This window comes from Mycobacterium sp. SMC-17 (assembly GCF_045310915.1).
Taxonomy (GTDB): domain Bacteria; phylum Actinomycetota; class Actinomycetes; order Mycobacteriales; family Mycobacteriaceae; genus Mycobacterium.
The window spans coordinates 44644-64460 of the sequence record NZ_JBJIAK010000030.1; the positions used below are offsets into that span (position 1 = coordinate 44644).

Consider the following 19817-nt stretch of genomic DNA (forward strand, 5'->3'; position numbering starts at 1 on the left):
CATGAGAGCTGTCAGCCAGGACGAACTCGGCGGGCCCGAGGTGCTACACGTGGTCGAGATCGACCGTCCTACACCAGGAATTGGGCAGATTCTGGTCCGGGTGCACGCCGCCGGTGTGAACCCGGTTGACGGGGTGAACCGTCAGAGCGGGGTACTCGTCGGGGCGACACCGTTCGTCCTGGGCTGGGATGTGTCCGGCACTGTCGAAGCCGTGGGTTTCGGCGTCACCCTCTACCGGCCCGGTGACGAGGTGTTCGGCCTGTTGCCATTCCCTCTGGGGCACGGCGCCTATGCCGACTATGTCGTCGCTCCGACTCGGGTGTTCGTGCCGAAACCGGCGAACCTCGACCATGTTCAGGCCGCCGCGTTGCCGCTGGCCGGGTTGACGGCCTACCAGGCACTGGTGGACACCGCCGGCATCGGAGAGGGCACCCGGGTGCTGATCACCGCCCCGGCCGGCGGGGTGGGACATCTGGCGGTGCAGATCGCCAAGGCATTCGGCGCGTATGTCATCGGACTGGCGTCACCCGATAACGTCGAGATAGTGACCGGCCTCGGCGCCGATGAGGTGATCGACTACACCACAACCGATTTCGCGACGGTGCTCAGCGATGTGGATGTGGTGTTCGACCTCATTGGTAACGACTATCAGCGCAAGGCGCTGCAGGTGCTCAAACCCGGCGGCACGCTGGTCTCGTCGCTGCCGCAGTCTCTGCCGGAGGTCGTCGCCGACGCTGTCGCGCGAGGTATCCGGCCGGCCGGACTGTTCGTCGAGGCCGACCGGCTGGGCATGACTGCGCTGGCAGAGCTTGCCGGCCGCGGGGCGCTGGTCCCGACGATCGCGGCCACCTTCCCGCTGGAACAGGCCGGGCAGGCGCAGTCCTACCGCGTCAGGACCGGCAAGGTGGTGTTGACCCTGTGATGGCGAACGAAGCTGGAACCGACGTCGTGGAGAGCACGGCGATCGAAGCCGATCTGCTCGTCATCGGTTTCGGTAAGGGTGGCAAGACGCTGGCCGGTGACGTCGGCCGGACAGGCCAACGGGTGGTCCTGGTCGAGCAGGCGGCGCAGATGTTCGGCGGCACCTGCATCAACACCGGTTGCGTGCCGACGAAGTCGATGGTCCATCAGGGCGAGAAGAACGCCGCGACAAACCTCCCGGGTGAACTGGCTTATGCCGCAGCGGTTGCCGCAACAGAGCGGTTGACCGCGGGGCTTCGTGCGGCCAACCTCGCTGCACTGGAAAGCATTCCGTCGGTCACGGTGCTGATCGGCACCGCCATGTTCGTAGATGCCAACACGGTGCAGGTCAGTTGTGATGCAGGTGCCGTGACGGTGAGCGCTCGTCAGATCGTCATCGGAACCGGGGCGCGCGCCGGCACCGCGGAGATACCCGGCCTGGCTGCTTGTCCGGTGGCCGTCACCAACGTCGAGCTGTTGCATCAGGCGGCTCGCCCGGAACGCCTCGTCGTTCTCGGTGGTGGATTCATCGGCCTCGAATTCGCGTCGATGTATGCCGCGTTCGGCTGCTCGGTCACGGTCCTCGAGAGGAATCCGGCAGTGCTCGCAAGCGAGGAGCCTGAGATCGCGGACATGGCGCGTTCACTGCTGTTCGCGCGCGGCGTAGATATCCAAACCGGCGCCGATGTCGTCGACGTGCAGACGATCCTCCGTCCCGGAGCCGCGCCGATGGCTCGTGTTCGGTACCTGAGCGATGGACGACCGGTGAGTGTCGACGCCGACACTGTTCTCGTCGCGCTCGGGCGCACCCCGAACACGGCTGCATTGCGCCTCGACCGGGCGGGAGTCGAGACGACCGACAGGGGTGCAGTGGTCGTCGATGACTACCGTCGAACCACCGTGCCGCACATCTTCGCCGTCGGTGATGTCACTGGGGGACCCCAATTCACCTATATCTCACTCGATGACTACCGCATCGTCGCCGACCAGCTATCCGGGGTCGATGAACCGCGGCGGGCGTCGCAGCGAACGGCAGTGCCTACGTGTCTCTTCCTCACCCCGCCGCTGGCCCGGGTGGGATTGACCGAGTCGCAGGCGCGCATTGCGGGTCACGACGTCCTCGTCGCCGCAAGTCCGGTCGCAAATCTCGCAACCGTGGCCCGTGCACGTATCGTCGAACAGACCGAAGGAATGATGAAGGTCGTCGTCGATGCCACCACCGGCAAGATTCTCGGCGCCACACTGTGGTGTCATGACGCCCAGGAAGTGATCAACATCGTCGCACTGGCGATGCGGCACGGTATCACCGCGCGTGCACTGCGCGACGAGATCTACACGCACCCTTCGATGTCGGAGTGCTTCAACCAGCTACTGGGACTATTGGCCTGAGCGCATTGCCCGGTGCGGGCGGTGCCCGCGCAACCACGCGAGGCACCGCCGCTACCGACTACCCGGCGTCGGTCATCGTCAGGACCACCCGAAAGCGCGCTTCATTGCGCATCATCCGGTCGTAACCGGCGGCCGCATCCCGCAGCGGCATCGGTTCAACCCACGGCCGAATGCCATGCAGGGCAGCGAATTCCAGGGTGTCTTCGGTATCCGCTGCGGTACCGGCAGGATGTCCATGAATGGTGCCTGAGGCGTTGATCAGTTGTAGCGGAGTTATGTCGAGTGGTTCGGCGAGCACGGCAAGCGTGAGTACCTCACCGTGTGGCGCGAGGCCGTCGCCCGCAACGCTGATCGCGGTCCGATTGGTGGCCGTCGCCGCCACCACCCGCGCGCCACCGAGCTTGCGCAGTTCGGCGGCCACGTCGGCGGCGGTCGAATCGATGTAATGGTGAGCGCCCAATTGATAAGCCATATCGGCCTTTTCGGCGCCGCGTGCGATGGCCACGGTCCGGAATCCCATGTGTGCGGCGAACTGCACGCCCAGGTGACCCAGTCCGCCGATGCCCAAGACGGCGACCACGTCGCCTGGGCGTGCACCACTGTGGCGCAGCGAATTGAACATCGTCACTCCGGCGCACGCGAGTGGTGCGGCTTCGACGGCGGTGAGGGCGTCGGGGATCCGTGCCAGTCCGGACTGGTGCACGAGCAGCATCTCGGCATAGCCGCCCGGAAACCCGGCCCCGGTCACCTTCGAGCGCGTGCAGTGCACGAAATCACCGCGGCGACAGCGGGAACAGCTCCCGCAGTAATACCCGAACCAGCCGACTGCGACGCGGTCGCCGATCTGCCAGTCGAGCACTCCGGGCCCGACCGCCACGATGTGACCGGCGACCTCATGACCGGGCGTCACCGGAAAGACCGTGTCGGGCAGGTGGCCCGCGGCGATCTGAGAGTCCGAATGGCACACGCCGCAGGCTTCGACGCGGACCAACACCTCGCCGTCGCCGGGTTCGTGCACCAGCCGGTCCGTGAGTGTGATTGCACCACCGGGTTCGGTGACCTCGACGCTCCGGTATGTGGCGACCATGAATGTGACTCCTTTGCGACAGAAACGGATCAGGCGGGGGTGGCGACGTCGAGCACCACGCGGAACCGGGCGCGGCCGGACATCATCCGGTCATACGCACGGGGTGCTTCGGTGAAAGGCATGGGCTCTACGAGCGGCGCGATCTGGTGCGTGAGGCTGAACGCCAGGTTGTCTTCGTTGTCGATCGCAGAACCGGTCAGACTGCCGAGGATGCTGCGGCCCCCGAAGATCAGGTCGGATGTGTGAACAGGCAGCGGCTCGGGGGATGCCCCGACAACGACCAAACGTCCGCGGGGCCGCAGTCCGGCGACCAACCCTGCCATCGACGGTCCGCTCGACGCCGTCGCGATGACGGCGGCGGCACCGCCGAGTGCGTTGAGCGTCGATGCGACATGTTCGGTCGAGCTGTCGATGAAATGGTCGGCGCCCAATGTCTTTGCCAGCTCCTCCTTCCCGGTGCCGCGCGCGACGGCGGCGACCTGGAATCCCATCTTCTTTGCGTACTGGATGCCGAGATGGCCGAGCCCGCCGATGCCTTGGATCGCCACCAAGCTGTTCAGCGGTGGCCCAGCGGCGCGTATCGCGTTGAACACTGTGACACCCGCGCAGAGCAGCGGGGCTGCGGTGAGCGCGTCGAAACCGTCTGGGACACGGACCAATCCGGTGGACCGGGCGTACATGATCTCGGCATAGCCGCCGTCTGTGGTGGTACCCGGCTGTGGTTGATCACTGCAGTTGACGAAGTCTCCGCGGCGGCAGAAGTCGCACTGCCCGCACTGCCCGCCGAGAAACCCCACTCCGACGCGGTCACCGGCCTGCCAGCGTGGATCGACGCCGGTGCCGACAGCGTCGATGATGCCGATCACCTCATGTCCCGGCACCACCGGTTCCTGCGGGTCGGTTCGCTGCCCCTCCACGGCGAGCACGTCGCTGTGGCACACCCCGCAGGCCAACACGCGGATGCGGACCTGCCCATGGTCCGGCTCCCGAAGTTCCCGTTCCACGAGGGTGAATTGCCGCTGTCCGGTCACCTGATACGCCCGATATGCCGTCACCACGTCAGGACATCAACCCGGACCGAATCGCGGTATCCGCACGGTGACCGTCGTTTGGCGTGCGGCGGGCGTGACGGTCTTCCAAGTGATCTGGCCAGGTTGGCAAGCGTTGTCCGCCGCGGCCGGCAGTCAGATTACTTATGCCGCGCTTCGCGATGCACGGCGAGAATCACCGGCATGAACGAATTGTCGAGCGCTGAAATGGCATTGGCTGCGATTCTCCCGGTGCTGGCCGCCGCCGTCGGCGAGAGTGTGCGATTGCCGACGCCCTGCCCGGGATTCGATGTGGCCGCGCTGGCGGATCATCTGGCGGGAACTGTGACAATGGTGGGCGAGGCGGCTGGGGCGCAGGTTTTCGTCACGCAGAACGCGGGCATCGGGACACGCATCTCGCAGACCACGAATTCGGTGATCGACGCCTGGCGCGCTCGGGGCACGGAAGGCGACGCGATGTTCGCCGGCAGGGTCATGCCTGCGCACCTGGCGTTGGGAGTGCTGTCGGTCGAGTTGGTGGTGCACGGTTGGGACTTCGCGCAGGCACTGGCACGCCCGCTGGCTGTCGCCGCCGCACACGCCGACTTCGTGCTCTCGCTTGCACAGCGCATCATCACCCCGGACAGTCGGCGTACTGCGGGGTTCGACCCTCAGGTACCGGTAACCACCGATGCCGAGGCTCTTGATCGCTTGGTCGCTTTCACCGGGCGTCATCCGCGACAACACGTTGCGTGACTCCAGAAGGCGCAGTAATTGGTTTGCAAGTTGATGCATAAACATGCAGAATCGCTCGTATGACTTCTGTGGCGGTGGCCGGCGCCAGTGGGTATGCCGGCGGCGAGATTCTGCGGCTTCTGCTGGGCCATCCGGCCTATGCCGATGGTCGCCTCACCATCGGCGCGCTGACCGCCGCGGGCAATGCCGGCACCACGGTCGGTGACCACCACCCGCACCTGCTGCCGATCGCGCAGCAGGTGCTGCAGCCCACCGAGGTCGACGTCCTCGCCGGGCACGACGTCGTGTTCCTGGGCCTGCCGCACGGTCATTCGGCCGCGCTCGCACAGCAACTCGGCCCCGACACCCTGATCGTCGACTGTGGCGCCGACTTCCGGCTCACCGACGCCGCCGCGTGGGAGAAGTTCTACGGCTCCGAGCACGCCGGCAGCTGGCCCTACGGTCTGCCCGAGCTGCCCGGCGGCCGCGACAAGCTCCTGGGCACCAAACGCGTCGCGGTACCGGGCTGCTACCCGACGTCGGCGCTGCTGGCGCTCGTCCCCGCCGTCGCCGCTGGGCTCGTCGAGCCCAACGTCACCGTTGTCGCGGTGAGCGGTACCTCGGGCGCGGGCAAGTCGGGCAAGGTCGACCTGTCGGCCGCCGAGGTCATCGGCTCGGCCCGTGCCTACAACGTCGGCGGTGCGCACCGGCACACCCCGGAGATCGCCCAGGGCCTGCGGGCCGTCACCGACAAGGACGTGACGGTGTCGTTCACCCCGGTGCTGATCCCGACGTCGCGCGGCATCCTGGCGACCTGCACCGCACGCACCACCGCATCTGTCGAGGAAATCCGGGCGGCGTACGAAAAGGCCTACGCCAGTGAGCCGTTCATCCACCTGTTGCCGGAAGGTCAACTGCCCAAGACGGGTTCGGTGGTGGGCAGCAACGCCGCGCAGATCGCGGTCGCGGTCGACGAGGATGCCAAGACCCTGGTGGCGCTGTGCGTCATCGACAACCTGACCAAGGGCACCGGCGGCGCGGCAGTACAGTCCATGAACATCGCGCTCGGCTGGCCGGAAACCGAAGGACTATCCACCGTGGGAGTAGCACCGTGACCGACACCCCGTCCCTGCATCGCAACCAGGGCGTCACCGCGCCGGAAGGCTTCCGGGCCGCCGGAATCGCCGCCGGTATCAAGGCGTCCGGGAAACCGGACCTGGCGCTGGTGTTCAACGAGGGACCCGATCTGTCGGCCGCGGGCGTGTTCACCCGCAACAAGGTGCGGGCCGCTCCCGTGCAGTGGAGCGAGCAGGTACTCAAATCCGGCCGGCTGCGGACCGTGATCCTGAATTCCGGTGGCGCCAACGCATGTACCGGTCCGGGCGGATTCCAGGACACCCACCAGACCGCCGAGGCCGTCGCCGCCGCGCTGAGCGACTGGGGCACCGAGACCGGGGCCATCGAGGTCGCGGTGTGCTCGACGGGCCTGATCGGTGACCGGCTGCCGATGGACAAGGTGCTCGCCGGTGTCACCGAGATCGTGCACGAGATGGCCGGTGGCCTCTCCGGCGGTGACGAGGCCGCGCGGGCCATCATGACCACCGACACGGTGCCGAAACAGGTTGCGCTGCACCATCCGGGCAAGTGGACCGTCGGCGCCATGGCCAAGGGCGCCGGCATGATGGCGCCGTCACTCGCGACCATGCTGGTGGTCATCACCACCGACGCCGTCGCGGACGCCGAGGCCCTCAAGCTGGCGCTGAAGAACGCCGCCGGCAAGACGTTCGACCGGCTCGACATCGACGGCAGCTGCTCCACCAACGACACCGTCCTGCTGCTGAGCTCCGGCGCCAGCGAAATCCGGCCCAGCCAAAGCGAATTGGACGAGGCCGTCCTGGCCGTCTGCGACGACCTGTGCGCGCAACTGCAGGCCGACGCCGAAGGTGTCACCAAGCGCATCGCGATCACCGTCAAGGGCGCGGCCAGTGAGGACGACGCCCTCGTGGGCGCGCGGGCCCTCGCGCGCGACAGCCTCGTGAAGACCGCGCTGTTCGGGTCCGACCCCAACTGGGGCCGGGTCCTGGCCGCGATCGGCATCGCGCCCATCGAACTCGTCGCCGACCGGATCAGCGTGTCGTTCAACGGTTCCGCGGTGTGCATCGACGGCGCCGGTGCGCCGGGTGCCCGCGACGTCGACCTGTCGGGTGCCGATATCGAGGTCATCGTCGATCTGAAGATCGGCGAGCACGAGGCGACGATCCGGACCACCGACCTGTCGCACGCCTACGTCGAAGAGAACTCGGCGTACAGCTCATGAGCACCGCCGGGCTCACCACCGCGGTCAAAGCTGCGGTCCTCGCCGAAGCCCTGCCGTGGCTCAAGCAGCTGCACGGCAAGATCGTCGTCGTCAAGTACGGCGGCAATGCCATGACCGACGACACCCTCAAGGCGGCCTTCGCCGCCGACATGGCGTTCCTGCGCAACTGTGGCATCCAGCCCGTCGTCGTGCACGGGGGCGGGCCGCAGATCAGCGCCATGTTGAAACGCCTTGGTATCGAAGGTGATTTCAAGGGCGGCTTCCGGGTCACCACGCCAGAGGTGCTCGAGGTTGCGCGCATGGTGTTGTTCGGGCAGGTCGGTCGCGAACTGGTCGGGCTGATCAACGCCCACGGCCCGTACGCTGTCGGCATCACCGGTGAGGACGCGCAGCTGTTCACCGCGGTGCGGCGCAGCGTGACGGTCGACGGCGTGCCCACCGACATCGGACTGGTCGGCGACGTCGAGCACGTCAACGCCGACGCCATCCTGGATCTCATCGATGCGGGCCGGATTCCGGTGGTGTCCACCATTGCTCCCGACGCCGACGGCGTGGTGCACAACATCAACGCCGACACCGCGGCGGCTGCCGTGGCCGAGGCGCTCGGCGCCGAGAAGCTGCTGATGCTCACCGACGTCGAAGGCCTGTACACCGACTGGCCGGACCGCAACTCGCTGGTCACCGAAATAGACACGGCCGCACTGGCACAACTGCTCCCGAAGCTCGAATCCGGCATGGTGCCCAAGATCGAGGCATGCCTGCGGGCCGTGGAGAACGGCGTCCCGAGCGCGCACGTCATCGACGGCCGTGTCGAACACTGCGTCCTCGTCGAACTGTTCACCAACGAGGGCACCGGAACCAAGGTCGTATCACCCGCATGAAGGAAACCGAAGCAATGCAAGCCCGTTGGCAGGCAGTGATGACCAACAACTACGGCACGCCGCCGGTCGCCCTGGTCAGCGGCGACGGTGCCGTGGTCACCGATGCCGACGGCAAGAGCTACGTCGACTTCCTCGCCGGCATCGCGGTCAACGTGCTGGGGCATCGTCACCCGGCGGTGATCGAGGCCGTCACCACCCAGCTGAAGACGTTGGGGCACACGTCGAATCTGTATGCCACCGAACCGGGCATCGCGCTGGCCGAGGCCCTGGTGGCGCAGATCGGTGCGCCGGCCCGGGTGTTCTTCTGCAACTCCGGCGCCGAAGCCAACGAAGCCGCATTCAAGATCAGCCGCCTCACCGGCCGCACCAAGATCGTTGCGGCGCAAGGGGCGTTCCACGGCCGCACCATGGGATCGCTGGCACTGACCGGTCAGCCCGGCAAGCAGGAGCCGTTCCTGCCGTTGCCCGGCGACGTCACCCACGTGCCCTACGGCGACGCCGACGCGCTCGAAGCGGCGGTGACCGACGAGACCGCGGCGGTGTTCCTCGAACCGATCATGGGCGAGGGGGGCGTCGTCACGCCGCCGGCCGGCTACCTGGCCAAGGCCCGCGAGGTCACCACGAAACACGGTGCGCTGCTGGTGCTCGACGAGGTGCAGACCGGTATCGGCCGCACCGGCGCCTTCTACGCGTATCAGCACGACGGCATCACGCCCGACGTCATCACGCTGGCCAAGGGCCTCGGCGGCGGACTGCCCATCGGCGCCTGCATCGCCATCGGGGCGGCAGCCGACCTGCTGCAGCCGGGCATGCACGGCAGCACCTTCGGCGGTAACCCGGTGTGCACCGCCGCGGGCCTGGCGGTCGTCAAGACGCTGGCCGACGACGATCTGGTGCACCGCGCCGACGCCGCGGGCAAGACGCTGGCGCACGGCATCGAGGAGCTGGGCCACCCGCTCGTCGATCACGTGCGGGGCCGCGGGCTGCTCCTCGGCGTCGTCCTGACCGCGCCGCAGGCCAAGGCCGTCGAAAATGCCGCGCGCACAGCGGGTTTCCTCGTCAACGCCGCGGCCGCCGACGTCGTACGCCTCGCACCGCCGCTGGTCATCACCGACGCGCAGATCGACGCGTTCCTGACCGCTCTACCCACCGTTCTCGACACCGCAGCAGGGGAGTCCCAGTGATCCGCCATTTCCTCCGTGACGACGACCTGACTCCCGTGGAGCAGGCCGAGGTCCTGGCGCTGGCCGCCGAACTCAAGAAGGCGCCGTTCAGCCGTCGGCCACTGGAAGGGCCGCGGGGCATCGCCGTCATCTTCGAGAAGAACTCCACCCGCACCCGCTTCTCGTTCGAGATGGGCATCGCCCAACTCGGCGGGCACGCGGTCGTCGTCGACGGTCGCAGCACCCAATTGGGCCGCGAGGAGACCCTCGAGGACACCGGTGCGGTGCTGTCGCGCTACGTCGACGGCATCGTCTGGCGCACGTTCGCGCAGGAACGCCTCACGGCCATGGCGTCGGGTGCCACCGTCCCGATCATCAACGCGCTGTCCGACGAGTTCCACCCCTGCCAGGTACTGGCCGATCTGCAGACCATCGCCGAGCGCAAGGGCAAGCTGGCCGGGCTGAACATGAGCTACCTCGGCGACGGCGCCAACAACATGGCGCACTCACTGATGGTCGGCGGCGTCACCGCGGGCATCAGCGTGACCATCGCCGCGCCGAAGGGCTTCGAGCCCGACCCGCAGTTCGTCGAGGCCGCCAAGAAGCGCGCGGCCGAGACGGGGGCGACCGTCACCGTCACCACCGACCCGCAGGCCGCGGCCGACGGTGCCGACATCCTCGTCACCGACACCTGGACCTCGATGGGCCAGGAGAACGACGGCCTGGACCGCGTGCGGCCGTTCCGTCCGTTCCAGATCAACACCGCGCTGCTCGGCCGGGCGGCAGCCGACGCCGTCGTGCTGCACTGCCTGCCGGCGCACCGTGGCGACGAGATCACCGACGAGGTGATCGACGGCCCGCAGAGCGCGGTGTTCGACGAGGCCGAGAACCGTCTGCACGCGCAGAAGGCGATGCTGGTCTGGCTGCTGGAGCGCAACGCGCGATGACAGCATCGACCCGGGCCGGACGGCAGTCGCGCATCGTGGCGCTGCTGTCGTCGAACCCGGTGCGCAGTCAGACCGAACTCGCGGCCCTGCTCGCCGCGGAAGGCATCGACGTCACCCAGGCCACGCTGTCGCGGGACCTGGAGGAACTCGGTGCGGTCAAGCTGCGCGGCGCCGACGGCGGCACCGGCGTCTACGTCGTCCCCGAGGACGGCAGCCCCGTCAAAGGCGTCTCGGGCGGCACCGAGCGGCTGTCCCGTCTGCTCGGCGAGCTGCTCGTGTCCACGGACGCCAGCGCCAACCTGGCGGTGTTACGTACGCCACCTGGGGCCGCGCAGTACCTGGCCAGTGCAATAGATCGGGCGGCTCTGCCTTATGTTGTGGGCACGATCGCCGGTGATGACACCCTTTTGGTTGTCGCCCGCGAACCGATGAGCGGCGCCGAGCTCGCCGCCACCTTCGAGAACCTGTAGCAGTACGAGAACAAGGAGATTGACACATGTCCGAGCGCGTCATCCTGGCGTATTCCGGCGGTCTGGACACTTCGGTCGCGATCAGCTGGATCGGCAAGGAGACCGGCAAAGAGGTCGTTGCCGTGGCCATCGACCTGGGCCAGGGCGGCGAGGACATGGAGGTGGTGCGTCAGCGTGCCATCGACTGCGGCGCCGTCGAGGCCGTCGTGGTCGACGCGCGTGACGAGTTCGCCGACGAGTACTGCCTGCCGACCATCAAGGCCAACGCGCTGTACATGGACCGGTACCCGCTGGTGTCGGCCATCTCGCGGCCGCTGATCGTCAAGCATCTCGTCGAGGCCGCCCGCAGCCACGGCGGCACTGTCGTCGCGCACGGCTGCACCGGCAAGGGCAATGACCAGGTCCGCTTCGAGGTCGGCTTCAACACCCTGGCGCCCGAGCTGGAGGTCATCGCCCCGGTCCGCGACTACGCCTGGACCCGCGAGAAGGCCATCGCCTTCGCGCAGGAGAACGACATCCCGATCAACGTCACCAAGAAGTCGCCGTTCTCCATCGACCAGAACGTGTGGGGCCGCGCCGTCGAGACCGGTTTCCTCGAGGACCTGTGGAACGCCCCGACCAAGGACGTCTACGACTACACCGAGGACCCGACGGTCCACTTCAACACCCCCGACGAGCTGATCATCAGCTTCGACAAGGGCCGCCCCGTCGCGATCGACGGCCGCCCGCTGAGCGTGCTGCAGATCATCCAGGAGCTGAACTCCCGCGCCGGTGCGCAGGGTGTCGGCCGCCTCGACGTCGTCGAGGACCGCCTCGTCGGCATCAAGTCCCGCGAGATCTACGAGGCCCCGGGCGCCATGGTGCTGATCACCGCACACACCGAGCTCGAGCACGTCACCCTGGAGCGCGAGCTGGGCCGCTACAAGCGCGGCGTCGACCGCAAGTGGGGCGAGCTGACCTACGACGGTCTCTGGTACAGCCCGCTGAAGGCCTCGCTGGAGGCGTTCGTCGAGCACACCCAGCAGCACGTCTCCGGCGACATCCGCCTGGTCCTGCACGGCGGTCACATCACCGTCAACGGCCGTCGCTCGGGTGAGTCGCTCTACGACTTCAACCTCGCCACGTACGACGAGGGCGACAGCTTCGACCAGAGCGCCGCCAAGGGCTTCGTCCAGCTGCACGGCCTGAGTTCCAAGATCTCCGCCAAGCGCGATCTGGGTTTGTAAATCTCCCGCGAGCGGCCGTGTTTGTACATCGACACACCGTGTTCAGCTGTACAAAAGCGGCCGCTCGCACTCGACGAGGGGCACGTTAATGAGCACCGGTGGGACCAACGAGGGTTCGCTGTGGGGTGGCCGGTTCGCCTCCGGCCCGTCTGATGCGCTTGCCGCACTGAGCAAGTCGACGCACTTCGACTGGGCGCTGGCGCCATATGACGTCACCGCGTCCAAGGCGCACGCCCGCGTGCTGCACAACGCCGGGTTGCTCACCGACGAGCAGCGCGACGGGCTGCTGGCCGGGCTGGACAGCCTCGGGAACGACGTCGCAGACGGTTCCTTCGGGCCGCTGCCGACGGACGAGGACGTGCACGGCGCGCTGGAGCGCGGCCTGATCGACCGCGTCGGTGAGGACCTCGGTGGCCGGCTGCGCGCCGGCCGGTCCCGCAACGACCAGGTGGCGACGCTGTTCCGCATGTGGCTGCGCGACGCCATCAAGACCGTCGGCAACGGCGTGCTCGACGTGGCGGCCGCGCTGGCCGGCCAGGCCGAGGCGCACCCCACGGCGATCATGCCCGGCAAGACGCATCTGCAATCGGCGCAGCCCGTGCTGTTGGCCCACCACCTTCTCGCGCACGCGCACCCACTGCTGCGCGACGCCGACCGGCTGCTCGATCTGGACAAGCGGGCGGCGGTGTCGCCCTACGGTTCCGGTGCGCTCGCCGGTAGCTCGCTCGGCCTTAGCCCCGACGCCATCGCGGCGGATCTGGGATTCAATGCGGCTGCGGACAATTCGATCGACGCCACTTCTTCGCGCGACTTCGCCGCCGAGGCGGCTTTCGTGTTCGCCATGATCGCCGTGGATCTGTCCCGCCTGTCCGAGGACATCATCCTCTGGAGCACAACGGAATTCGGCTACGTCAAGCTGCACGACTCCTGGTCGACCGGCAGCTCGATCATGCCGCAGAAGAAGAACCCCGACATCGCCGAACTGGCCCGTGGCAAGTCCGGCCGCCTCATCGGCAACCTGGCCGGTCTACTGGCGACGCTCAAGGCGCAGCCGCTGGCCTACAACCGGGATCTGCAGGAGGACAAGGAGCCGGTCTTCGACTCCGTCGCTCAGCTCGAGCTGCTGCTGCCCGCGATGGCCGGCCTGGTCGGCACCCTGACCTTCGACACCGACCGGATGGCCGCGCTGGCGCCGCTCGGCTACACCCTTGCCACCGACATCGCGGAATGGATGGTGCGCCAAGGTATTCCGTTCCGCGTCGCGCACGAGGCAGCAGGTGCGGCGGTCAAGGCCGCAGAGGCCAGGGGAGTCGGGCTGGAAGAACTCGCCGCCGACGAGCTGGCCGGTATCCACCCGGGACTCACCGAGGAAGTGCGCGACGTCCTGACCATCGCCGGTTCGGTCAAGTCGCGTGATGCCCGCGGCGGCACGTCGCCGGCGAGGGTTGCCGAGCAGCTCACCATCGTGCGGGATCGGGCGGCGCAACTGCGGTCACAGCTGGGGTAGGCGCCGGTGGACGTCGAGGCGGTGGTGCTGCGAGCCCAACTGCTCGGCGACGTCGGCCAGTGGCAAGCCGCCGCGGACCTGCTGTCGTCCGCCCTTGCCGAGCACCCGCACGGGGGACAGCTGCTCGAAGCATTCGCCGTCGCGGTCTACAACGTCGGAGATCTGGACCGTGCGCGCGCCGCCGCAGATGCGGCGATAGCGCAAGACGGCACGTCGCTGTTGGCGTTGCAGGTGCTGGCGCGCGTCAGCCTTTCGGCGAGCCGCACCGCAGACGCGGTCCGATATGCCCGTAAGGCTGTAGAAGCGAATCCCCATGACGCCGACGCGCACATGCTCCTCGCAACCTGCCTGGCGGAGGTGCCGGATCGACGTGCCGCGAGGACGGCCCTGGATCGGGCGTTGGAACTCGAATCCCATGACGCTGAGCTGTTTTTGGCCGCAGCACGCGTGGCCCGCCGGTGTGGCGACGACCGCGCTGCGCAATTCATCGCCACCGGATTGAGCCTCGATCCATCAAGTGCTGATCTACAGACCGAGGCCGCCGCGGCTCGGCCTTTCGCCGGAGGGCGCGTGGCGGGTCTGTCCGCGGTTCTCGTCGACGAACCCACCCACGGCGCAGCACGGCACACTCTCGCGCAGACCGTGTGGGGCACCATCGCTCGGCTTGCCGGCGGCGTCTGGATCTACACGTTGGCGGTGGTCCTCTTCTCCGCGTGGGTGCCGCCGTCGGTGTTGCGTCATCTGGCCCCGGTGTTGATGGCGCCGCTGCTGGTGCACTGGATTCGCACCTTCTCTCGAGTGCGCAAGCAGCTTCCGCGCGGTTACCTGGCCCGGCGGCTGTGGCGCGGTCCGATTGCGTTGGCCGGCATCGGGTTGGCCGCATTGGCCGCATTCATCGCCACGGTCGCACCTGTGCTGATCATCGTTGGATGGAGCCCAAATGGTGTACGCCTCGGGTATCAGGCACTGATCGTCGCGTGCCTGCTGGCCGGTCTCGCTCACGTCATGGTGACCATCGGGCGCCTTCGCAGCGACCGCGACGTGAGCTTGGGCGACCATCTGACCGAGCAATCGGGCTACTGGTTGGTGTGGCTGCTCGGCTTGGGACTGCCGGTCGGCCTGGGATGGGCGTGCTACCGATTGGCGGCGCAGCCCGGCGCGCTGTGGTTCGCACTGATGGTGCTGCCGATCGTGTTCGGGGTCCGCTGTGTGGAGTACGTCGTGGCCCTGGCCGGCCGGGGTCTGCGATGGTCGGGGTATGTCATGGCGGCGCTGTTCCTCGCCGGTTGTGTGTGGCTCGTGCTGTGGTGCGGTCACCGGGCGGTGAGTGTCGATTTCAGGTATCGGCCGGGGCCGTTGTCACCCGGCAACATTCAGGTGCCGACGTTCAGCCCATTGCCACCCATACCGACCTTCACGGTGCCGGTGCCCAGCCGCTGAAGCAGCCGACACCGCCGATCGTCTGCGGGCCCGCCTGCAGGGCTGAGGCCGTCGGCGGCCGTAGGCTCGGGCGGTGCCAGCTCGCAGCCGCGCCGCGGTCTACGCCAGACGACGCAAACGTCGGATGGCGAAGGTCGAGCACGACCTGACGACGCAGCAGTGGGCTGTCCTGCAAGAGATCTGGGGCGGCTGCGCCTACTGCGGCGCCGACGACGCCGACCTGCAGAAGGATTGCGTGCAGCCCATCTCCCGCGGCGGGCGGTACACGCTCGATAATGTGGTGCCCGCCTGCCGGTCCTGCAATGCGAGCAAGTGCAACGCCGAGGTGACGGGTTGGCTGCGCCGAAAGAAGTTGGACGAAGGCAGGTTTCTGCTCAGGAAGGCCACCATCGCCAGGGAACTGGCGCAATACTGAGCCGATGGCCGGTACCCAGACGCCCGAAGTGCGCCTGGCGGAGCTCATCGCCGCGCTGTCGCTGGCCACCGATCTCGGTCTGGGGCAGCCGCAGGAACACGTGTTGCGCCAGACGGTCATCGCGACGCGCCTGGCCGCCGCGGCGGGGATGGCGCCCGAACATCAGGCCGCGGCCTTCTACGTGTCGCTGCTGGCCTGGATGGGGTGCGTCGCCGACTCGCACGAGCTGGCGCACTGGTTCGCCGACGATCTCCAGATGCGTGCCGACAGCTACCAGGTGGACAAGGCCGGCCCCGGCATGGCGCGGTTTCTGCTCGGACACCTCGCGCAGGGGCAGCCGGCGTTGCAGCGCATCACCATGGTCGGCCGCTTCCTGGCCCAGGGCGTCGCCGATATGCCGAAACTCTTAGTCAGCCACTGTCAGACGGCCAGCGACATCGCCGACCGCCTGGACCTGCCGCCCGAGGTACGTGCCGCACTGCTGGACGCCTTCGAGCGCTGGGACGGCAAAGGTGTGCCGGGGCGGGCCCGGGGTGCGGATATCCAGCCGGTGATGCGCGTCGTCCACATCGCGGACGACGCCGAGGTGCACCACCGCGCCGGCGGCGCCGAAGCGGCGCTGGAAATGCTGCGCAGCCGCCGGGGGACCGAGTTCGACCCGGAACTCGTCGACCTGTGTTGCAGCCGTCCGGACGAGATCTTCGGGGGACTCGACACCGTCGACGCCTGGGGTTCGGTGATCCAAGGCTGCACACCGCTGGATCGCACTGTTCCGGACGCGGAGCTGACTGCGGTGCTGCGGGTCTTCGCCGACTACGCCGACCTGAAATCGCCTTGGTTCCTGGGCTATTCACGCCGCGTCGCCGAACTCGCCACGGCAGCGGCCACAGTTGCCGGCCTCAGTGCGGACGACGTCGCCCTCGCCGAGCGTGCGGCGCTGGTGCACCGGATCGGGGCCATCGGCGTGTCGACGGGCATCTGGAACAAGCCCGGCCCCTTGACCATTTCCGAGCGCGAACGCGTCCGCACGGTCCCGTATCTCACCGAACGCGTGCTGTGCCGCCAACCGCGGCTGTGCGAGATCGGCGCGATCGCCGCGGCCGGCCACGAACGCATGGACGGCAGCGGATATCCCCGCGGCCTGACCGGCACGGCGATTCCCGCGCCCGCCCGGCTGCTGGCCGCCGCGGTGGTCTACCAGGCGCTCGGCGAGGATCGCCCGCACCGGACGGCGTTCGCGCCCGCCGACCGCACCGCGGCCATGCACGCCGAGGTCACAGCGGGACGGCTCGACGCCGACGCCGTCGCCGCGGTACTCACCGCCGCAGGCTGCCGACCGGGTCGCCGCCCCCGGCTCGTCGCCGGCCTGACCGGCCGCGAACTCGAAGTGCTCGAGCTACTGGTCCGTGGGTCGTCGAATCGGCAGATCGCGCAACACCTTTCGATCACGCCGCGCACCGTCGGCACCCATGTCGAACACATCTACACCAAGATCGGGGTGTCGACCCGCGGTGCCGCCGCGATGTTCGCCATGCGCCACGGGCTGGTCAGCGCGGCCGAATAGATCGGGTATTCACCCGATGTGTCAGGGTGCCTGCGGGTCGTAGAACCGATACATGGACCACGACACCGGCACGGGATGGGCCGTGGCGGGCGCCTTCCTGGAGGCCTTCGCCGGCCAGGATTTCGCCGCGCTGGCCGAATGCCTTGATCCCGACGTACATTTCCGCGCCCTGATCCCGCCGGGTCTGGTCGACGTGACCGGGGCCGACGACACCGTCGGCCGGTTCCGGCACTGGTTCGGCGCCGACAACTTCGAACTGGTCGACGCCTCCGTCGGCCGCGTGGGGGACCGCGTCGCGTTGAGCTGGCGGGTCCGCACCTCGCCGCCCGGTGACCCGACCGCCGTCAGGATCGTCGAGCAGCGCCTGTTCGCCGCCGCCGATGAGCGCATCCATTCAATCGACTTGCTGTGCTCAGGATTTCAGCCCGAACCGAAGGAGAACCGTTCATGAGCTCGAAAGTGGCGATCAGCCTCACCACCGGTCTTGAGGACGCCGAGAAGGTCACCATCGCCCTGCTGATGGCGGTCGGTGCGGCCGAACAGGGACACCCGACGATGATGTTCCTGGCCAAGGAAGCCGTACGGCTGGGCCAGCCCGGATTCGCCCTCGGTGTCGCCTGCGACGGCTGCCCGCCGCTACCGGACCTCATGGCCCGCTACGAAGCCGCCGGCGGCAGGTTCCTCATCTGCCCGATCTGCTTCAACGCCAAAGCCCTTGATGCAGAGAATATTCTGACCAACGCCGACCTCGGCGGCACCGTCCCGCTGTGGCAGTGGATCGGCGACGAGCCGGCCACCACGTTCAGCTACTGAACTTTCTCGGAGAGTTCCATCCAGCGTTCCTCCAGCTCGGTCACTTCGCCTTCGAGCTCGCGCAGCGAGCCGGTAAGACGTTGCAGCCCTTCGTAGTCGCCCTGGTCGTGCTCGGCCAGACGCTGGTGTGCGGTGTCGATCTGGCCGGCGAGCTTCTCCAGCCGCCGTTCGATGGCGGTCAGTTCCTTCTGGGCCGCACGCAGCTCGGCACCGGACAGCCCCTCAGGCGCCGCCGCGGCCGGTTTGGCTGCGGCGGTACCGGTTTGGGCCGCGTGCGTCGCCCGCAGGCGCAGGTACTCGTCGACCCCGCCGGGCAGGTGCCGCAACCGGCCACCGAGGATGCCGAACTGCTGATCGGTGACGCGCTCGAGGAAGTACCGGTCGTGGCTGACGACGATCAGCGTGCCGGGCCACGAGTCCAACAGGTCCTCCATGGCCGCCAGCATGTCGGTGTCCAGGTCGTTGGTCGGCTCGTCGAGGATCAGCACGTTGGGCTGTTCGAGCAGGATCAGGAGCAGCTGTAGCCGGCGCTGCTGCCCACCGGACAGATCCTGCACCGGCGTGGACAGCTGCGCGCTGGCGAAGCCGAGGCGCTCCAGCAGCTGACTCGGGCTGAGTTCCTGTGCCTTGGAACCGGATCCGAACGTGTACGTCGTGGCCAGCCGACTGAGCACCACACGTACGGGTTCGTCGAGATGCTCGGCCAGCTTCTCCACGCCCTGGGTCAGCGTGGCGATCTGCACCGTCTTGCCGTGCTTGACCCGGCCCTCGGTCGGCTCGACCGAGCCGTCGATCAGTCCGAGCAGCGTCGACTTGCCGGCGCCGTTGACGCCGAGGATGCCCGTGCGCTCGCCGGGGGCGATCCGCCACTCGACGTCCTGCAGCACCTGCCGGTCTCCGTAGGTCACCGACGCGTCCAGAATGTCGACGACCTGCTTGCCCAGCCGGGTCACCGCCAGCGACTGCAGCGCCACCTTGTCGCGGATCTCGGGCACGTCGGCGATCAGCGCGTTGGCGGCGTCGATGCGGAACTTCGGCTTCGACGTCCGCGCGGGTGCACCGCGGCGCAGCCACGCGAGCTCCTTGCGGGCCAGGTTCTGCCGCCGTGCCTCACTGGCGGCCGCCTGCCGGTCCCGTTCGACGCGCTGCAGGATGTACGCCGCGTAGCCGCCCTCGAACGGTTCGACGATGCGGTCGTGCACCTCCCAGGTCGCCGTGCAGACCTCGTCGAGGAACCACCGGTCGTGGGTGACGACGAGCAGGCCGCCGGCATTGGCGGCCCAGCGCTTCTTGAGATGCGCTGCCAGCCACGTGATCGCCTCGACGTCGAGGTGGTTGGTGGGCTCGTCGAGGATCAGGACGTCGTGGTCGCCGGCGAGCAGGCGGGCGAGCGCCACGCGGCGGCGTTGCCCACCCGAGAGCGTGCCGATCACCGCATTCCAGTCGAGGTCGCCGAGGAGCCCGGCGATGACGTCGCGGCCGCGGGGATCACCCGCCCACTCGTGCTCGGGAACGTCGCCGACGACGGCGTGCCCGACGGTGTCGGTGTGGTCGAGGGTGTCGGCCTGGTCGAGCATCCCGATCCGGACGCCGCCGCGTACCGTCACTCGCCCGGAGTCGGGCTTGAGCCGGCCGCCCAGCATTGCCAGCAAACTGGATTTGCCGTCGCCGTTACGGCCGACGATGCCGATTCGGTCGCCCTCCTCGATCCCGACCGTCAGCGAATCGAAAACCACACGGGTCGGAAATTCCAGATGCAGGGCTTCGGCCCCCAATAGATGCGCCATCAGGCGCAGATTCTAGGCGTCGGTCGCGGGTGCCCCTGCCACGCCGTAACCACGAGGTAACCAGCGCGTTGTGCCATGATGGCGTCGT

Annotated in this window: 19 protein-coding genes; 16 read left to right on the forward strand and 3 right to left on the reverse strand. The window is 68.1% G+C overall.

The window, feature by feature from the left end; translation table 11 throughout:
- Nucleotide 1: 1 nt before the first annotated feature.
- Together ACJH7A_RS19135 and ACJH7A_RS19140 are read left to right on the forward strand one after the other, a co-directional pair.
- Nucleotides 2-922, forward strand: a complete 921-nt coding sequence (locus ACJH7A_RS19135; protein ID WP_061007340.1) for an NADP-dependent oxidoreductase — start codon at nt 2-4, stop codon at nt 920-922.
- Nucleotides 922-2349: an NAD(P)/FAD-dependent oxidoreductase gene (locus tag ACJH7A_RS19140; RefSeq protein WP_212814122.1), complete on the forward strand. Its 1428-nt coding sequence runs from the start codon at nt 922-924 to the stop codon at nt 2347-2349. Before ACJH7A_RS19135 ends, ACJH7A_RS19140 begins: the two co-directional genes overlap by 1 nt.
- A 58-nt stretch (nt 2350-2407) precedes the next feature.
- Here the strand turns inward: ACJH7A_RS19140 and ACJH7A_RS19145 are convergent, their stop codons facing one another.
- Together ACJH7A_RS19145 and ACJH7A_RS19150 are read right to left on the reverse strand one after the other, a co-directional pair.
- Nucleotides 2408-3436: an alcohol dehydrogenase gene (locus ACJH7A_RS19145; RefSeq protein WP_212814124.1), complete on the reverse strand. Its 1029-nt coding sequence runs from the start codon at nt 3434-3436 to the stop codon at nt 2408-2410.
- A gap of 29 nt (nt 3437-3465) precedes the next feature.
- Entirely contained in the window at nt 3466-4494 is a 1029-nt protein-coding gene (locus tag ACJH7A_RS19150; RefSeq protein WP_061010623.1) for a zinc-binding dehydrogenase, read from the reverse strand.
- A gap of 174 nt (nt 4495-4668) precedes the next feature.
- Here ACJH7A_RS19150 and ACJH7A_RS19155 point away from each other — a divergent pair, with 174 nt between their 5' ends.
- The 14 genes from ACJH7A_RS19155 (at nt 4669) to ACJH7A_RS19220 (ending at nt 17942) form a co-directional block, all read left to right on the forward strand.
- On the forward strand, nt 4669-5220 hold the full coding sequence (locus ACJH7A_RS19155; protein WP_020103331.1) for a TIGR03086 family metal-binding protein: 552 nt from the start codon (nt 4669-4671) through the stop codon (nt 5218-5220).
- Between the two features lie 59 nt (nt 5221-5279).
- Entirely contained in the window at nt 5280-6314 is a 1035-nt protein-coding gene (gene argC, locus ACJH7A_RS19160; RefSeq protein ID WP_212814126.1) for an N-acetyl-gamma-glutamyl-phosphate reductase, read from the forward strand.
- Nucleotides 6311-7516, forward strand: a complete 1206-nt coding sequence (argJ, locus tag ACJH7A_RS19165; RefSeq protein WP_212814128.1) for a bifunctional glutamate N-acetyltransferase/amino-acid acetyltransferase ArgJ — start codon at nt 6311-6313, stop codon at nt 7514-7516. The genes argC and argJ overlap by 4 nt, the downstream gene beginning before the upstream one ends.
- Complete coding sequence (gene argB / locus ACJH7A_RS19170; protein WP_212814130.1) at nt 7513-8397, forward strand: acetylglutamate kinase; 885 nt, start codon at nt 7513-7515, stop codon at nt 8395-8397. Before argJ ends, argB begins: the two co-directional genes overlap by 4 nt.
- Complete coding sequence (locus ACJH7A_RS19175; RefSeq protein WP_212814132.1) at nt 8394-9581, forward strand: acetylornithine transaminase; 1188 nt, start codon at nt 8394-8396, stop codon at nt 9579-9581. The genes argB and ACJH7A_RS19175 overlap by 4 nt, the downstream gene beginning before the upstream one ends.
- Nucleotides 9578-10507, forward strand: a complete 930-nt coding sequence (gene argF / locus ACJH7A_RS19180; protein ID WP_212814134.1) for an ornithine carbamoyltransferase — start codon at nt 9578-9580, stop codon at nt 10505-10507. The genes ACJH7A_RS19175 and argF overlap by 4 nt, the downstream gene beginning before the upstream one ends.
- Nucleotides 10504-10977 carry an arginine repressor gene (locus tag ACJH7A_RS19185; RefSeq protein WP_212814136.1) on the forward strand — a complete coding sequence of 158 codons (474 nt, stop codon included), beginning with the start codon at nt 10504-10506 and terminating at the stop codon, nt 10975-10977. The genes argF and ACJH7A_RS19185 overlap by 4 nt, the downstream gene beginning before the upstream one ends.
- 26 nt (nt 10978-11003) lie before the next feature.
- Nucleotides 11004-12203 (forward strand): argininosuccinate synthase, encoded by a 1200-nt coding sequence (locus tag ACJH7A_RS19190; RefSeq protein WP_053856149.1) that lies wholly within the window; start codon nt 11004-11006, stop codon nt 12201-12203.
- 88 nt (nt 12204-12291) lie between these two features.
- A complete protein-coding gene (gene argH / locus ACJH7A_RS19195) occupies nt 12292-13710 on the forward strand; it encodes an argininosuccinate lyase (RefSeq protein WP_212814138.1) in 1419 nt (472 codons plus the stop codon).
- 6 nt (nt 13711-13716) lie between these two features.
- Nucleotides 13717-15150: a lipopolysaccharide assembly protein LapB gene (locus ACJH7A_RS19200; RefSeq protein ID WP_212814140.1), complete on the forward strand. Its 1434-nt coding sequence runs from the start codon at nt 13717-13719 to the stop codon at nt 15148-15150.
- 124 nt (nt 15151-15274) lie between these two features.
- Nucleotides 15275-15565 carry an HNH endonuclease gene (locus tag ACJH7A_RS19205; protein ID WP_371824575.1) on the forward strand — a complete coding sequence of 97 codons (291 nt, stop codon included), beginning with the start codon at nt 15275-15277 and terminating at the stop codon, nt 15563-15565.
- 4 nt (nt 15566-15569) lie between these two features.
- The gene (locus tag ACJH7A_RS19210) at nt 15570-17129 is read left to right on the forward strand and encodes an HD domain-containing phosphohydrolase (RefSeq protein ID WP_212814144.1); all 1560 of its coding nucleotides are present in this window, start codon (nt 15570-15572) and stop codon (nt 17127-17129) included.
- A gap of 52 nt (nt 17130-17181) precedes the next feature.
- Nucleotides 17182-17580, forward strand: coding sequence for a nuclear transport factor 2 family protein (locus tag ACJH7A_RS19215; protein WP_406802545.1), 399 nt, complete (start codon nt 17182-17184; stop codon nt 17578-17580).
- Nucleotides 17577-17942, forward strand: coding sequence for a DsrE family protein (locus ACJH7A_RS19220; protein WP_318987250.1), 366 nt, complete (start codon nt 17577-17579; stop codon nt 17940-17942). The genes ACJH7A_RS19215 and ACJH7A_RS19220 overlap by 4 nt, the downstream gene beginning before the upstream one ends.
- On the opposite strand, the gene ACJH7A_RS19225 is transcribed toward ACJH7A_RS19220, so the two are convergent.
- Complete coding sequence (locus ACJH7A_RS19225; RefSeq protein WP_406802546.1) at nt 17936-19729, reverse strand: ABC-F family ATP-binding cassette domain-containing protein; 1794 nt, start codon at nt 19727-19729, stop codon at nt 17936-17938. The two genes, ACJH7A_RS19220 and ACJH7A_RS19225, sit on opposite strands and share 7 nt — an antisense overlap.
- Between the last annotated feature and the right edge of the window lie 88 nt (nt 19730-19817).

What these genes read in the sequence shown, in the direction of transcription:
- ACJH7A_RS19135 (WP_061007340.1), top strand. Translation starts at nt 2, where the DNA reads ATGAGAGCTGTCAGCCAGGACGAACTCGGCGGGCCCGAGGTGCTACAC.
- ACJH7A_RS19140 (WP_212814122.1), top strand. Translation starts at nt 922, where the DNA reads ATGGCGAACGAAGCTGGAACCGACGTCGTGGAGAGCACGGCGATCGAA.
- ACJH7A_RS19145 (WP_212814124.1), bottom strand. Translation starts at nt 3,436, where the DNA reads ATGGTCGCCACATACCGGAGCGTCGAGGTCACCGAACCCGGTGGTGCA.
- ACJH7A_RS19155 (WP_020103331.1), top strand. Translation starts at nt 4,669, where the DNA reads ATGAACGAATTGTCGAGCGCTGAAATGGCATTGGCTGCGATTCTCCCG.
- argC (WP_212814126.1), top strand. Translation starts at nt 5,280, where the DNA reads ATGACTTCTGTGGCGGTGGCCGGCGCCAGTGGGTATGCCGGCGGCGAG.
- argB (WP_212814130.1), top strand. Translation starts at nt 7,513, where the DNA reads ATGAGCACCGCCGGGCTCACCACCGCGGTCAAAGCTGCGGTCCTCGCC.
- ACJH7A_RS19175 (WP_212814132.1), top strand. Translation starts at nt 8,394, where the DNA reads ATGAAGGAAACCGAAGCAATGCAAGCCCGTTGGCAGGCAGTGATGACC.
- ACJH7A_RS19185 (WP_212814136.1), top strand. Translation starts at nt 10,504, where the DNA reads ATGACAGCATCGACCCGGGCCGGACGGCAGTCGCGCATCGTGGCGCTG.
- ACJH7A_RS19190 (WP_053856149.1), top strand. Translation starts at nt 11,004, where the DNA reads ATGTCCGAGCGCGTCATCCTGGCGTATTCCGGCGGTCTGGACACTTCG.
- argH (WP_212814138.1), top strand. Translation starts at nt 12,292, where the DNA reads ATGAGCACCGGTGGGACCAACGAGGGTTCGCTGTGGGGTGGCCGGTTC.
- ACJH7A_RS19205 (WP_371824575.1), top strand. Translation starts at nt 15,275, where the DNA reads ATGGCGAAGGTCGAGCACGACCTGACGACGCAGCAGTGGGCTGTCCTG.
- ACJH7A_RS19210 (WP_212814144.1), top strand. Translation starts at nt 15,570, where the DNA reads ATGGCCGGTACCCAGACGCCCGAAGTGCGCCTGGCGGAGCTCATCGCC.
- ACJH7A_RS19215 (WP_406802545.1), top strand. Translation starts at nt 17,182, where the DNA reads ATGGACCACGACACCGGCACGGGATGGGCCGTGGCGGGCGCCTTCCTG.
- ACJH7A_RS19220 (WP_318987250.1), top strand. Translation starts at nt 17,577, where the DNA reads ATGAGCTCGAAAGTGGCGATCAGCCTCACCACCGGTCTTGAGGACGCC.
- ACJH7A_RS19225 (WP_406802546.1), bottom strand. Translation starts at nt 19,729, where the DNA reads ATGGCGCATCTATTGGGGGCCGAAGCCCTGCATCTGGAATTTCCGACC.